This is a genomic window from Sulfuricurvum sp., assembly GCF_028712165.1.
In the GTDB taxonomy this organism is placed as follows: Bacteria; Campylobacterota; Campylobacteria; order Campylobacterales; family Sulfurimonadaceae; genus Sulfuricurvum.
In genome coordinates this window covers 14597-28193 of record NZ_JAQTQR010000014.1, presented here as the reverse complement: position 1 = coordinate 28193, position 13597 = coordinate 14597, and the positions used below count along the sequence as shown (strand labels likewise).

Here is a 13597-nt window from a genome sequence, read left to right as displayed (position 1 = left end):
GCCTCATTAAAAAATGTTAATGGTGTCCGTCTACATATGCAATTGCCTGCAATGCAGCTACTGCACCGTCACCTGCGGCACATACCACTTGTTTAGGCGCTTCGGCACGCATATCTCCGGCTGCATAAAGGCCTGGAACAGACGTTTTCATACTCAAATCGACTTTCACTTCTCCCCATGGGGTCATTTCACACAAAAAGCTGCCGTCTTCTTGAATCAATACTTGATTATTTACATTATTTCCGACGAAAACAAAGATACCGGGAACATCAATTTGACGCACAGTCCCGTCTTGTAACTTCACATGGATTCCATTAACACCCATTTTGTCACCGACAACCTCTTGCGGTGTTGCATTTAACACCAACTCGATATTGGCCGTTTCTTTGACTCTCGCTATCGTATTCGGTGCAGAGCGGAACGTATCACGACGATGAATCAAATACACTTTAGAACAAATTTTTGCCAGATAGAGTGCTTCTTCGAGAGCGGTATCCCCTCCGCCGATCACCGCGACTTCTTTTCCTTTGTAGAAAAAACCGTCACAGGTTGCGCAGGTACTGACACCCCGTCCAAAAAAAGTATCCTCACCTGCAAATCCTGCCCGTTTCGGGGTTGAACCGGTACAAACGATAACACTCGTAGCTTCATCAACGCTGCCATCGGATTTTTGAACCAAAAAAATACCGTCTTCGCGACGTGAAACACGACTCACTTCCGACATCTCATGTTTAAGTCCGAAACGTTGGCACTGCTCAGGCCACGGAATCATCAAATCCATTCCGGTAATATGACCTGTCACACCCGGATAGTTTTCGATTTCAGAACTCATCGTAATCTGGCCGCCCGGCATCCCTTTTTCAAACATCGTAACGTTTTCCAAGCCACCGCGTGTCGTATACAAGCCTGCAGTCAATCCCGCAGGCCCTCCTCCGATAATCGCACAATCCAACATCCGTAATCTCCTGTTTTTGAAAACGTTCATATAAGTATATGATACAGTGTAATAAATAAAGAGGTACTTTTGAGGGAGGAAGGGGTAAAAAGTTAAGATTTCATTTATAATTAAAATAAATGTATTAAATAATTCACAGAGGGTTCAGAAGAGGGATATTATTCCCATTCTTCTAAAAAAGAAAGATTACAGTAAAGCGTTTAGTTTATCCGCAAACGCTTGTTTTGATGCGGCACCAACCATTTGTTCAACAACTTCACCGTTTTTGAAGAAAAGAATTGTAGGGATAGAACGAATACCGTATTTTACAGCGATATCTTGTTCTTCATCTGTATTTACTTTACAGATTTTTGCTTTCCCTTCAAATTCGCCTGCCAACTCTTCGATAACCGGAGCGATCATACGGCAAGGTCCACACCATGGAGCCCAAAAATCTACCAATGAAACACCTTCTTTGGTTACTTCGTCAAAATTAGATACTGTCAATTCTGTGTATTTAGCCATGTGACTTCCTTGAGTTCAATGTTTATATGGGGTCATTATAACGCCACAATCTTTAAAATGACTTATTACAATACTCTCACATTTTTTCTCAGGGAAAAGGAGTTAAAGGGTAATGTTTTCAATCCACTCTATCTCGTCATCTGTGATAATGAGTGCATCGATACAATAATCAAGATTGAGCCGTTTTTGCTGAAGATAGGTTTGAATCGTCCGGTTTAATTTTTGCAGTTTTGCAGGGGTGATATTGTTCACAGCCTGCTCATAACTCATTGCACTTTTCACTTCGACAAAGTGGAGCACATTATTGTGCATAGCAATAATATCGATCTCCCCAAAACGGTTGTAGACGTTACGATCGATGATACGAAGCCCTTTGTTTCGTAAATACTCACACCCGCGCTCTTCTGCAATATTGCCACGAGCGCGTGTGTGCACAACTACTCCAGATAGTCGGGTTTGATTACCTCGACTTTGATTGATTTGAATCGTGCCGTTTTAATCAATTCGTCCGCTTCATCTCCAAACAGAAAGTTAATATTGCTCTTAGCGTGGTGGAATGTGGTAAAAAGGGTCCCTTTTTTGACCGTTGAACTCACTTTTACCCTCAAAGGGGCAGTTTGCCCGTATTCGCTTTTGAGGACCACAAAGTCTTTATACTCGAAGAAATCTTCATCTTCTACACTTACGAGTAATGTATCTTCACTGTGGGAACGGCTTAGTTTATCACACGCATTAGTTTGTGCACTGTTGTTGTAATGGACGAGTACACGCCCGGTTGTAAGGTAATATCCTTCATGTGTTGAAGCCTTTAAGAGTTCAGCGACCTGACCTCTAGGCTCATATTGTTTATAACGAAATGTTCCGAATCCGTCTTTGGTTCGGAACTCTCCGATATGCAATACCGGCATATCCTCTTCCTGCACCGGCCATTGTAACCCGCGCAAGCGATTGGCTTCGAGTTTTTCGTAACTTGCCCCGCCAAAGCGCATAGGGGCATCGACCCTTACTTTTTCCCAAACATCACGAGAAGTTTTAACGCCCAAATCGGTCCCGTAACGTTTGGATATTTCGGCGATTACTTCCCAATCATCCGGCATCATGACATGGATAAGAGGCTGAGAGAGATGCAGACGGCGTTCGGCATTCACATAGACACCCGTTTTCTCATACGCACTTTTTACTCCGAAGATGATGTCGGCGAATTTGGTAATTTCGTTATCAAAAAGTTCATTCACAACCAAAAGATCGAGATTTCCCAAAGCAGCGTGAATTTTATTTTGGTTCGGATGGATATGGGCGATGTCTTCGCTGATGTTATAAAGTGCCTTGATCTTTCCATCGACCATTGCATCGATCAGATCAGGAGTCATCATCCCCACCTCTTTAGGCGGTTGGTAATCCGGAGCATAATATGGCAGCATCCCGACATCACATGTTCCCTGCACGTTGTTCTGTCCCCGAAGCGGCATCAATCCTGCTCCGCGCTTGCCGATATTTCCGGTCAGCATCGCCAAATGGGTAATTGCCATAACGGCGTACGAACCGTCCAGATGTTCGGTAATCCCAAGACCCCAGAAAAAAAGACTTTTACGGGTGGCGTATTTACGAGCGACAATACGAATCTCTTCCGCAAGCGATTCATATCCCGGGATTTGGAGAAGATACTCTGGATTAGCAAACGGATCGTTTAAAATAGAGTGTTTATACTCCTCATACCCCTTGGTGCGGCTATTCACAAATTCGGTATTGACGAGATTCTCGCTTATGATGACATACGCCAACATATTGAGAATCATCAGATTGGCTTCATAGGGGATACTCAAATGATTCGTTGCTGATTTTGAAAGCTGGATACGGCGCACATCCAAGACAGCCAACTCAATATTTTTTTGTTTGATAACATCAAGCATACGATTGGCGACGATCGGGTGTCCTTCGGTGGTATTGGAACCCATGACTACCATATACTCAGCTTCATAAATATCATCGAATGGATTGGTCATCGCCCCCTCTCCGATCGTCGTACGCATCCCCTTAAGGGATGGTGAGTGACAAACGCGAGCGCAGTTGTCAACGTGCGGTGAACCGACGACGTGGCGGGTAAAGTGCTGGAATAGATAAGAGCCCTCACAGCTGGTGCGCGCACCGCCGATAGCGGCAAAACTGTGTGAACCAAACTCATCGGTGATGGATCTGAGTTTGCGGGCGACGAGTTCATACGCACTCTCGTAACTGATCTCGTAAAAATCATGATCGACAGGTTCCAGATAATCCATATCCAGATCGGCAAACAATGCGGCATTTTTGGCTAAAAAAGATTTTCGAACCCGTGCATTACGAAGCCGTTTAGCATGAGTAACGAAATCCCAGCCCTGCTTTCCTTTAATACATAACCGCCCTTGAGAGACAACGCCCTCTTCTTTGGCAAAGATTTTTTGGATCTTATTGTCCTCCACCTCAGCGGAAATATCACATCCTACGCCGCAATAGGTACATACGCTGTCGATAACCATCGGATATTTCCTTGATAGTACGGGTTATGCACCCTTTTTAAAATTAGTGAAGTGTACAATTTTGTCTCTTAAGGACTGCGGAAATAGTGAGACAATTCGAATCATTAAGTAAAACCTAAAAGGGAAAGCGTACCGTATTTTTTTCCGTTCAATCGCATGGGTGATCCGCGCTATGCCTTCTTCCGTTTTCATTAAAAACGGCATCTTAAAACGATTCTTCTGTGTCATTTCCGAATCGATAAATCCCGGCATAATCGTCATTACATTTATACCATGAGGTTTCAGCTGATGATGTAACCCTTCGGCATACGCATTAAGTGCCCTTTTGGAACTGCTGTATGCGATCGAGGTCGGCATCGTAAGTATTGAAGCAAGCGATGAGATAAAGACGATTTCTCCATGCCCTTGAGCGATCACTTTCGGGATGATCGGTTCTAATAATGCGTGAACACTCAGAAAGTTGGTTTGAAACAAGCGGTGAAAATCCTCAAACGGTGTTACTCCGCCGCTATGCCCGACCGAAATTCCGGCATTGAGAATGATACGGTCAATCGTCTTTTCGCATAATCTTCCCCCAATTTCCCCCATTTGCTTAAAATTATTGACGTCTGCCACAAGTATTTCGACTTCAGCACCTCTCTCACGGCATCGATCGGCCACATCCGCCAACCTATCTTCCCTGCGTGCGATTAATACCAATGTATTCTCTTTCGACGCATAATGAAGCGCCAACGCTTCACCTAAACCGCTGCTTGCACCTGTTATTACAATTCTCACCCTTTTTCTCCCGCAAGCAAATAGTCGATATAATTATACCCATGAATGAAACACTAAAAATCGGGGAAATCAATATCCTCGTTATCGACCGGGACACGACACCCGGACTTTTTTTACGCGCGTTGGATGAGAGCGATATTTTATTGCCGAATCAATACGTAACAGACACTATGCATATCGGCGATACGATCGATGTGTTTGTCTATACCGACAGTGAAGACCGCCCTGTTGCGACAACCGTAATGCCTAAAGCGATGCTGGGTGAAATTGCATTTGTCGAAGTAGTTGATACCACCCCTATCGGTGCATTTGTTAACTGGGGATTGCCGAAAGACCTTTTTGTTCCCCGAACCCTTCAGAAACGGCCGTTTGTCGTTGGAGAAAAGCGACTTGTCCGCGTCATCCTCGATGAACAGACTAACCGACTTGTGGGAACCGAAAAAATCAGCGGGGCGTTAGAAACCCCTCCTAAAAGTTTTTATCCTAATACCCCCGTCAGTTTTATGATCATCGCCAAAACTCCTATGGGGTACAAAGTGATTGTAGAGCACAAGTACGAGGGGATGATTTATGCGAATGAGATTTTTGAAGATGTCCGTGTCGGACAGATCAAAAACGGGTTTGTAAAAGTGCTGCGTCCGGACGGCAAACTTGATCTCTCTCTTCAGATGATCGGAAAAGCAAAAGCCTCCACAGCAGCGGATAAAATCCTCTCGATGATCAAAGCCAACGGCGGAATGCTTCCGTACAACTATAAAAGCGATCCGGATTTGATTCAAAAAACGTTTGGACTCAGTAAAAAGAATTTCAAAAGTGCATTGACACAACTCGTAGAGAGTAAAAAAATAACAGTTCAGGAGAACGGAATTTATGGGATATAGACCACGCAAAAGCCCTTTTAGCCACCTAAAAGCTCGTAATCTCGTTTACAGTGAAGATGATCGAACCTATACGCTCATCAGTTTCAATCGTGACACCATGCTTTTGGAAGTTCATGTTAACGATGGGAAAGAGACAAAAATCGTAACTGATTTCCCATTTGCCCACTTGCCTAAAAAGATCAAGCAAGAACTCAATCCGCTATAATTGCGCCATTAATTTAAAAAGGACCACTATGTCTCAATTTGAAAATGTCACCATCATCAAAAAAGCCAATCTCTATTTTGACGGAAAAGTTTCCAGCCGTACAATCCAATTTGCCGACGGAAGTGTCAAAACCCTCGGAATAATGGCTCCTGGAGAATACACTTTCGGTACAGGCGATAAAGAGATCATGGAGATCATGAGCGGAGAGATGGATATTCAGCTTCCTGGCTCAGAGGAATGGATTACAATCAAAGGACCGGAAAGTTTTGAAGTTCCTGCTAACAGTTCATTTAATCTCAAAGTCAAAACAATCTGCGATTACTGCTGCAGCTACATCAAATAACAGTTTAATTCAGCGTTGAATTTCAACGCTGCTTTCCTCTATCCAACCCTCTTTTTCATACGCTTCCCACCCGTTTTTCCCGCCGACTCCGCTTACCTTATAGTATTTGCCGTTTTTTATCTTTGACGTTACCGTTGTATGCGCTTTAATAGGACTGCATTCTCCCGCGCTATCGCATATCACAGTATCTTTAACCGTTTTCATCCGTAATGCGGTAATCGAAACGCCCTTATCCAGTTTTGGTTTGGCAAATTTGTCATACTTACCGTCGATTACTTCCAGTAAAAGTTTTTTTGACTCTTTATCTCCACTCTTTGCAGCAGAAGCTAGCCACATCATTCCGGCAGTTGTGTTTTGATCCACACCCCGTCCGCTGACGTACATAATCGCTAGATTGTACTGTGCATCCACATGACCCTGTTCGGCTGCTTTTTGATACCATTGTGCGGCCATAGATTGATTCTGATCCACACCGATTCCCCGTTCATAGATCACCCCCACATTGAACTGCGATACTTTATCGCCGCGCAGCGCTGATGTATAGGTTTCCCAAAAGGATTTTTGAGCTTCTTTGCTTTTTGCTTCATCTGCCAGTAAAGTACTAGCGTATCCAACCCACAGAAGCAAAATTATCCATCGCATTATTTTTTCCATATTACAAGGTATTAAATGCCCGATCACCCGCATCACCCAGTCCCGGAATAATAAATTTATTTTCATCCAGTCTCTCATCGATTTGAGCAATGAAAATTTCGATATTCGGATATCTTTCCTCGATAATACCAAGTCCCTCTGGCGAAGCGATAATATTAAGAGAAATAATTTTATCCGCCCCTTTTTTTTCCAAAATTTCAATCGCATCACACAATGATCCGCCTGTTGCGATCATCGGATCAACCAAAATGACGGTTTTCCCGCTGCAATCACCAACTCGGTCATAGTAGAGATGACTTTTATGCGTAATTTCATCTCGTTTAATTCCTAAAAATCCTGATACCGAATAAGTCAGTGTGTCAATAACGGCGTCATGCATCGGTAAGGCCGCTCTCAATACCGATACAACCATAATCTCAGATTCATCAATTCTCTGGACATTTTGTTCTCCTCGCCATGACATCACCGTATACGGTTTCATAGGAAAGGTTCTCATGGCTTCATAGAGCAATATTTTTGTTATTTCATGGATCGTGTGACGAAAGGTTAAAGGGGAAATAGTTATATCTCGCAGTGTATTCACTAACGATTGTAGAAGGGGGTGTTCTGGATGAGTGTGCATAATTTCTCTTTCAAAAAGATGCACTATTATAGTATATAAGTATGCCGACTGCCTAAGCAGTGACACTTATTTGTAGCGATAGGTAATTCGCCCTTTGTCCAGGCTGTAAGGGGTAAGTTCGATTTTCACCGTATCCCCAGGGAGGATTTTAATGTAGTGCATTCGCATTTTACCTGCGATGTGACACAAAATAACATGACCGTTAGGCAACTCAACACGAAACGTTGCGTTTGGTAGTGCCTCAATAATCTTTCCGTCTACTTCAATGACATCATCTTTTGCCATATATATTCCTTTACGCGATTGATAATATTTCAGCTCTACCGTTGATAATTGCAACCGTATGCTCGTAATGAGAGCCTCTCAGCCCATCCGTACTCACCACATCCCAACCATTTGCCAAAATTTTGGAAGTTCCTTCTTTGTGACAAATCATCGGCTCCAAACAAAATACCATTCCGTTTTTAATTTTCGGACCCGCTTTTGCATTGGATCCGTCCAAATAATTCGGAATTTCAGGTTCTTCATGCGGTTTTTTCCCGATACCGTGCCCACAGAATCCTCGTAGGGGTACAAATCCCCGTCCGAGAATAAACTGCTCAATCTCGTACGAAAGCTCTTTAAAACGCATTCCGTCACGGATAATGTCGATTGCAAAATAAAGAGCATCTTTGGAACATGCTATCAACGCTTCATCTTCGGCACTGATTGCACCGACTCCGAGCGATATCGCTGCATCTCCAAAGTATCCCCCTTTTTTGGTTCCTACGTCAAATCCGACAATATCACCCTCTTTCAGAGCATAATCGGTCGGAATGCCATGAATAATGACTTCATTGACAGAGGTACAAACAGCACTTGGAAAACCGTAAAGTCCTTTAAAAGATGGGCTGGCACCTTGGCTTCGGATATACTCCTCACCTATGGCATCAAGCTCTTTCAGGGTGATTCCCGGTTTAGTATGGGAGGCTAATAATTCCAACGTCGCGCCGACGATTTGATTCGCGGCGCGAAGTTTTGCTATTTCATCATTTTTGCGTAGCGCAATCGCCATTGTTAAAGGCCAACCGCGCTAAGAGTTTGATATTTACTCATGTAAACCTGTGCTTCGATGCGGCGCATCGTATCGAGGGCAACTTGAACCACGATCAGAACTGCCGTTCCTCCGAAAAAGAACGGTACTCCCATCCCTTTTACAATGACCCACGGCAATGTTGCAATCAAACCGAGATAGATTGCACCGGTAACGGTAAGACGTCCAGCCGTTTCATTCAAAAACTCTTTGGTCGATTCGCCCGGACGAACACCCGGAATAAACCCACCTTGGCGTTTTAGATTGTCTGATATGTCTTTTGCATTAAATACGATTGACGCATAAAAGAATGCAAAGAAGACAATAAACAGAAATTGTAAAATGTTAAAGAAATAGTGACTCGGATTCAATACATCCGCTACTGCTTGAACGTAAGGATTTGTACTTGAGGACATTACTGTCATTGGGAACATCAAAATTGCTGAAGCAAAAATAACCGGAATAACACCCGAGAGATTTACTTTAACCGGAATATAGTTCATAACCCGTTTATTTTGATTTTGAAGCATCGTCTTTTTAGCATAGGTAACCGGAATACGGCGTTCACCCAGTTCCACATAAATGATGACCAATACGGTAGCTACGACGAGAGCAATAATCGCTAACAACGAGAAAATACTCATAGCTCCGGTATTTACCATTGTAATGGCGTGTGACAATCCACTTGGAATTGCTGAAACGATACCTGCAAAAATAATCAAAGAGACACCGTTTCCGATACCGCTTTGGGTTATCTGTTCACCGATCCACATCAATAACATTGTTCCTGCCAACATGGATACCGTTGCTAAAAGAATGAACGTTGAATGATCAACTAATATAGCACTTCCACCGTCTTTTCCGGTCATACTTTGCAAACCGATACTTACACCGATTGCTTGCACAATAGTGATGACAATCGTTGCATAACGAATAATTTGCATGTATTTAACCATACCGTCACGTTCTTTTTTCATTTGCCCTAAATTTGGGAATGTTGCAGCTAAAAGTTCCATGATAATTGAAGCGGTGATGTAAGGCATGATACCGAGAGAGATAATGGAGAGACGTTCGACGGCTTTACCGCTAAACATATTAAACAGACCTAACGCGTCAGCTTGATGAGAGTCAAAGAAAGAAGCAAGGACGGCTGTGTCAACACCCGGTACCGGCACGTATGCCAGTAGTCGGTATATAAATAGAAAACCGATCGTTATTAAGATCTTGTTTACAATTTGTTGGTTCATTAGTTACCAGTTGTTGTAACGTTTTCATCTTTGATTTTAGATGCTAAATCTTTAGCGCTAGCGCCGACAAGTTTAACACTTGTAACCGATTTAGCCAATCGGTGTACACTACGGATGCTCTCCATAGTGATTTCCGAAAGTGCTGCAACCTCTTTTACTTTTTCAACATTGATAATTGTCGGTTTTACAACACGTGATGTAAATCCGATTTTTGGCAAACGGCGTGCAAGTGGTTGTTGTCCACCCTCAAAGTTACGTTTTTCATTGTAACCTTTACGCGCTTTTTGTCCTTTGTGACCTTTACCGGCAGTTTTACCTTGGCCACTTCCTTGGCCGCGGCCAAGACGTTTTGTACTGTGGGTTGAACCCTCAGCAGGAGTAAGGTTTTCTAATGCCATAACTTATCCTTTGATACGTGATAGTGCATCAATTGTTGCACGTACCACGGTGTTTGGATTGTTAGAACCCAAAGACTTCGTTAAGATGTCTTGGATTCCCGCAAGCTCAAGTACCGGACGGGTAGCGCCACCGGCGATAACCCCTGTACCTTCAGATGCAGGTTTTAGCAAGATACGACTTGCGTTGTATTTAACTTCGATATCATGAGCAATGGTAGTCCCTTTGATCTTCACTTCAGTCAAATTTTTGAACGCTTCGTCAACCGCTTTACGGATAGCATCGGGAACCTCTTTGGCTTTACCGACTCCGTAACCTACGGTTCCTTTTTTATTTCCTACAACTACTAGAGCGGTAAAACGAAAACGTCTACCACCCTTTACAACTTTGGTTACACGACCGATGTTTACAATCGCTTCTGAAAATTCTTCTCTGTTAATCGCTTGCATCATCAGCCCTTAAAACTTAATTTCATTTGCACGAAGTGCTTCGGCAAACGCTTTAACGACACCGTGATACAAAAACCCGTTACGATCGAACGTGATTTCGTTAATACCGGCATCTTTGAGGGTTTGTGCAAACACAGCACCGGCTTTTTCGGCACCTTCGATGTTTGCTTTAAGACCCAAAGTTTTTGAGTGTACCGCCGCTACCGTTACAGCCGTTTCATCATTGATCGCTTGCGCGCTGATGTAACGGTTTGAACGGAAAACAGAGACACGAGGCAATGTCGCGCATCCAGAAATTTTAGAGCGAATACGGCGTTTACGTTGTGTACGCTTAGCCGCTTTAATTTTAAGTGTTTTACCTGTCATATCATCGCTCCTTATTTCTTAGATGTCTTACCGGCTTTACGCAGGATAGTCTCATCGGTATATTTAACACCTTTACCTTTATAAGGCTCAGGTGGACGGAATGATCGGATTACAGCAGCGACTTGACCAACTTGTTGTTTGTCAGCGCCTTTGATACTGATAACGTTTTTCTCTACAGCAATGGTAATTCCTGCAGGGATATCGAAATTGATATCATGGCTAAATCCAAGTTGAAGTTTCAAAATAGCACCTTCAACCGCTGCACGATAACCAACACCGTTGATCTCAAGTTTTTTCTCAAAACCTGCAGTCAAACCGGTAACGATATTTGCTGCTAGTGCACGATATGTACCCCAGAAAGCGCGATCCGTACGTTGGTCAGAGTTTGTGCTAAACGTCAATGTATTATCTTCAAGAACAACACCACAGTTACCGAGAGTATCCAAGGTTTGTGTTGTAGTACCTTTTACGAAAGTAAGTACAGTTCCGTCAAGAGTTACTTTTACATCAGTTGGGACAGAAATAGGAAGTTTTCCAATACGTGACATCTTATCTCCTTACCAAATTGTACAAAGGACTTCACCGCCAACGCCAAGCTCGAATGCTTTATCGTTAGGAAGAACCCCTTTTGAACTGCTGACGATGATGGTACCATAACCGTTTTTGAAACGTTTTAGCTCATCTTTGCCTTTGTAAACACGACGTCCCGGTTTAGAGACACGTTTTACTTCATTAATAACTGTACGACCTTTGTCGTCGTATTTTAGAACTACATTGATTGTTTTTTTAACGCCGTCTTCAACAACATTAAAACTTTCGATGTAGCCTTTATCAGCCAAAATTGCAACAACTGCTTCTACTACTTTTGAGTGAACCAAAGTTGTTACATCCAATCTGCGCATTGCAGCATTACGGATACGAGTCAACGAATCCGCGATCAAATCATTAATCATTTATTTTCCTTATCTAATCATTAGGAGTTTCTTACCAGGTAAAAGGCCGAGGGAGTTATAAACACCCTCTCCGTGTTTTTACCAAGAAGACTTTCTAACGCCTGGGATTAACCCTTCGTTTGCCATTTTACGGAAGCAAACGCGACAAATTCCGAAATCGCTGATAACAGAGTGCGGACGACCGCAAATCTGACAACGAGTATAAGCACGAACCGCAAATTTAGGTGTACGCGCCGCTTTAGCGATCATTGACTTTTTAGCCATTATTCTCTCCCTTTAGCAAACGGCATACCGAGCATTTCAAGAAGTTTGAATGCATCTTTATCTGCTGTAGCGCTTGTTACCACTGTGATGTTCATCCCGTGGATTTGCATAATTGAATCGTAATCAACTTCCGGGAAAATCAACTGCTCAGTCAAACCGAAGTTGTAATTACCGCGACCGTCAAAACCGTTACGTGGAATACCACGGAAGTCTTTAACACGAGGAAGTGATACAGAGATCAATTTGTCCATGAAATCGTACATTTGAGCACCGCGAAGTGTTACTTTAACACCAACCGGCATCCCTTCACGTACTTTAAATCCTGCAACCGATTTTTTAGCTACAACAACGGATGCACGTTGTCCTGCAATGTTGCTGATAGTATCTTGGATACTTTGGATCAATTTGTTGTCTTTCATAGCAAAACCACAACCGACAGAGATGATCACTTTTTCCAAAACTGGAACTTGCATTACATTTGCAATCCCAAGTGCTGTTTGAAGCTCTGGTTTAAGAGCTAAATATTTATCTTTTAGTCGTGCCATGATTACGCCTCAACTTTACGGACATTTGATGCATCTACAGGCATTTCTTTACTCAAGAATCCGCCTTGTGGATTTTGCTCGCTAGGTTTGATCGCTTTTTTAGCAATACGAACACCTTTAACGATTACTTTGTTTTTCTTAGGCATAACTTGAAGCAATTCTGCTTTAGTACCTTTGTCATCACCGGCGATCACTTCAACAATGTCGCCTTTTTTGAAATTAAATTTTGCCATCATACAACCTCTGGAGCAAGTGATACGATTTTCATGAAACCTGCGTAACGAACTTCACGGCTTACAGGTCCGAAAATACGTGTACCGATTGGCTCACGTTTTTTATCAAGGATAACTGCTGCATTTTCGTCGAAACGGATAAGTGAACCATTTTCACGGTGAACTTCTTTTTTCGTACGAACAACTACTGCTGTTACAACTTGACCTTTTTTGATCTTACCGGTTGGAGCCGCTTTTTTAACAGAAGCGATGATTACATCGCCAACTGTTGCATAACGACGTTTTGAACCGCCAAGAACCTTAATACACATGATCTCTTTTGCACCTGTGTTATCAGCTACCGCTAAACGAGTAAAACTTTGAATCATACGTTCACTCCTTTAACAAGAGTTTTAAGGCGGAACGATTTACTTTTAGAAAGTGGACGACACTCGATCGCGATCACTTCATCACCAATGTTTAGTTGGTTGTTTTCGTCATGAATCATGTACTTTTTGAAACGTTTTACCGTTTTGTGGTAACGTGGGTGCATTACACGGCGTTCAACAACGATAGTTGCTGTTTTTTCGCCTGCTTTTGTAACTACGATACCTTGAATTTCACGTTTATGTGTCATAG

At 42.8% G+C, this 13597-nt stretch carries 23 protein-coding genes; 3 read left to right on the top strand and 20 right to left on the bottom strand.

The features are described 5' to 3' along the window. Positions 1-16: 16 nt before the first annotated feature. The 5 genes from PHP90_RS03945 to PHP90_RS03925 all read right to left on the bottom strand — a co-directional run bounded on the left by PHP90_RS03945 (position 17) and on the right by PHP90_RS03925 (position 4749). The gene (locus PHP90_RS03945) at positions 17-955 is read right to left on the bottom strand and encodes an FAD-dependent oxidoreductase (protein ID WP_299925561.1); all 939 of its coding nucleotides are present in this window, start codon (positions 953-955) and stop codon (positions 17-19) included. Positions 956-1141: 186 nt separating this feature from the next. Further along, on the bottom strand, positions 1142-1459 hold the full coding sequence (gene trxA / locus PHP90_RS03940; RefSeq protein WP_299925558.1) for a thioredoxin: 318 nt from the start codon (positions 1457-1459) through the stop codon (positions 1142-1144). A 102-nt stretch (positions 1460-1561) separates the two neighbouring features. Beyond that, positions 1562-1894 carry a YraN family protein gene (locus tag PHP90_RS03935; protein ID WP_299925555.1) on the bottom strand — a complete coding sequence of 111 codons (333 nt, stop codon included), beginning with the start codon at positions 1892-1894 and terminating at the stop codon, positions 1562-1564. Positions 1895-1896: 2 nt separating this feature from the next. Next, on the bottom strand, positions 1897-3972 hold the full coding sequence (locus PHP90_RS03930; RefSeq protein ID WP_299925551.1) for a molybdopterin-dependent oxidoreductase: 2076 nt from the start codon (positions 3970-3972) through the stop codon (positions 1897-1899). A gap of 24 nt (positions 3973-3996) precedes the next feature. After that, entirely contained in the window at positions 3997-4749 is a 753-nt protein-coding gene (locus PHP90_RS03925; RefSeq protein WP_299925548.1) for an SDR family NAD(P)-dependent oxidoreductase, read from the bottom strand. Between the two features lie 41 nt (positions 4750-4790). Here PHP90_RS03925 and PHP90_RS03920 point away from each other — a divergent pair, with 41 nt between their 5' ends. Genes PHP90_RS03920 through PHP90_RS03910 form a run of 3 tightly spaced genes read left to right on the top strand, consistent with a single transcriptional unit; the run spans position 4791 to position 6178 of the window. Further along, the gene (locus PHP90_RS03920; RefSeq protein ID WP_299925545.1) at positions 4791-5630 is read left to right on the top strand and encodes a S1-like domain-containing RNA-binding protein; all 840 of its coding nucleotides are present in this window, start codon (positions 4791-4793) and stop codon (positions 5628-5630) included. After that, on the top strand, positions 5620-5835 hold the full coding sequence (locus PHP90_RS03915; RefSeq protein ID WP_299925542.1) for a hypothetical protein: 216 nt from the start codon (positions 5620-5622) through the stop codon (positions 5833-5835). The genes PHP90_RS03920 and PHP90_RS03915 overlap by 11 nt, the downstream gene beginning before the upstream one ends. A gap of 28 nt (positions 5836-5863) precedes the next feature. Beyond that, positions 5864-6178 carry a pyrimidine/purine nucleoside phosphorylase gene (locus tag PHP90_RS03910; RefSeq protein WP_299925539.1) on the top strand — a complete coding sequence of 105 codons (315 nt, stop codon included), beginning with the start codon at positions 5864-5866 and terminating at the stop codon, positions 6176-6178. Positions 6179-6187: 9 nt separating this feature from the next. Here PHP90_RS03910 and PHP90_RS03905 read toward each other — a convergent pair whose 3' ends face one another. From PHP90_RS03905 to rpsQ, 15 genes are all read right to left on the bottom strand, one after another. Then, positions 6188-6820: a tetratricopeptide repeat protein gene (locus PHP90_RS03905; RefSeq protein ID WP_299925536.1), complete on the bottom strand. Its 633-nt coding sequence runs from the start codon at positions 6818-6820 to the stop codon at positions 6188-6190. Between the two features lie 13 nt (positions 6821-6833). Beyond that, positions 6834-7454, bottom strand: a complete 621-nt coding sequence (gene upp, locus PHP90_RS03900; RefSeq protein WP_299925534.1) for a uracil phosphoribosyltransferase — start codon at positions 7452-7454, stop codon at positions 6834-6836. Between the two features lie 66 nt (positions 7455-7520). Then, complete coding sequence (gene infA / locus PHP90_RS03895; protein WP_013459075.1) at positions 7521-7739, bottom strand: translation initiation factor IF-1; 219 nt, start codon at positions 7737-7739, stop codon at positions 7521-7523. Positions 7740-7749: 10 nt separating this feature from the next. Beyond that, entirely contained in the window at positions 7750-8508 is a 759-nt protein-coding gene (gene map / locus PHP90_RS03890) for a type I methionyl aminopeptidase (RefSeq protein WP_299925531.1), read from the bottom strand. A gap of 2 nt (positions 8509-8510) precedes the next feature. Further along, positions 8511-9773 (bottom strand): preprotein translocase subunit SecY, encoded by a 1263-nt coding sequence (gene secY, locus PHP90_RS03885; RefSeq protein WP_299925528.1) that lies wholly within the window; start codon positions 9771-9773, stop codon positions 8511-8513. Then, positions 9773-10171 carry a 50S ribosomal protein L15 gene (rplO, locus tag PHP90_RS03880; RefSeq protein ID WP_299925525.1) on the bottom strand — a complete coding sequence of 133 codons (399 nt, stop codon included), beginning with the start codon at positions 10169-10171 and terminating at the stop codon, positions 9773-9775. Before rplO ends, secY begins: the two co-directional genes overlap by 1 nt. 3 nt (positions 10172-10174) lie before the next feature. Beyond that, positions 10175-10618, bottom strand: a complete 444-nt coding sequence (gene rpsE / locus PHP90_RS03875) for a 30S ribosomal protein S5 (RefSeq protein WP_013459071.1) — start codon at positions 10616-10618, stop codon at positions 10175-10177. A gap of 9 nt (positions 10619-10627) precedes the next feature. Next, a complete protein-coding gene (gene rplR, locus PHP90_RS03870; RefSeq protein ID WP_299925521.1) occupies positions 10628-10984 on the bottom strand; it encodes a 50S ribosomal protein L18 in 357 nt (118 codons plus the stop codon). An 11-nt stretch (positions 10985-10995) separates the two neighbouring features. Then, positions 10996-11532: a 50S ribosomal protein L6 gene (gene rplF, locus PHP90_RS03865; RefSeq protein WP_299925518.1), complete on the bottom strand. Its 537-nt coding sequence runs from the start codon at positions 11530-11532 to the stop codon at positions 10996-10998. 9 nt (positions 11533-11541) lie between these two features. Beyond that, positions 11542-11937, bottom strand: a complete 396-nt coding sequence (gene rpsH / locus PHP90_RS03860) for a 30S ribosomal protein S8 (RefSeq protein ID WP_299925516.1) — start codon at positions 11935-11937, stop codon at positions 11542-11544. A 78-nt stretch (positions 11938-12015) separates the two neighbouring features. Further along, complete coding sequence (locus PHP90_RS03855) at positions 12016-12201, bottom strand: type Z 30S ribosomal protein S14 (protein WP_041666707.1); 186 nt, start codon at positions 12199-12201, stop codon at positions 12016-12018. Continuing rightward, the gene (gene rplE / locus PHP90_RS03850; protein ID WP_299925506.1) at positions 12201-12746 is read right to left on the bottom strand and encodes a 50S ribosomal protein L5; all 546 of its coding nucleotides are present in this window, start codon (positions 12744-12746) and stop codon (positions 12201-12203) included. Before rplE ends, PHP90_RS03855 begins: the two co-directional genes overlap by 1 nt. A 2-nt stretch (positions 12747-12748) precedes the next feature. After that, the gene (rplX, locus tag PHP90_RS03845; RefSeq protein ID WP_299925503.1) at positions 12749-12979 is read right to left on the bottom strand and encodes a 50S ribosomal protein L24; all 231 of its coding nucleotides are present in this window, start codon (positions 12977-12979) and stop codon (positions 12749-12751) included. Next, a complete protein-coding gene (gene rplN / locus PHP90_RS03840; RefSeq protein WP_299925500.1) occupies positions 12979-13347 on the bottom strand; it encodes a 50S ribosomal protein L14 in 369 nt (122 codons plus the stop codon). Before rplN ends, rplX begins: the two co-directional genes overlap by 1 nt. Continuing rightward, positions 13344-13595, bottom strand: coding sequence for a 30S ribosomal protein S17 (gene rpsQ / locus PHP90_RS03835; RefSeq protein ID WP_299925497.1), 252 nt, complete (start codon positions 13593-13595; stop codon positions 13344-13346). Before rpsQ ends, rplN begins: the two co-directional genes overlap by 4 nt. Positions 13596-13597 lie beyond the last annotated feature (2 nt).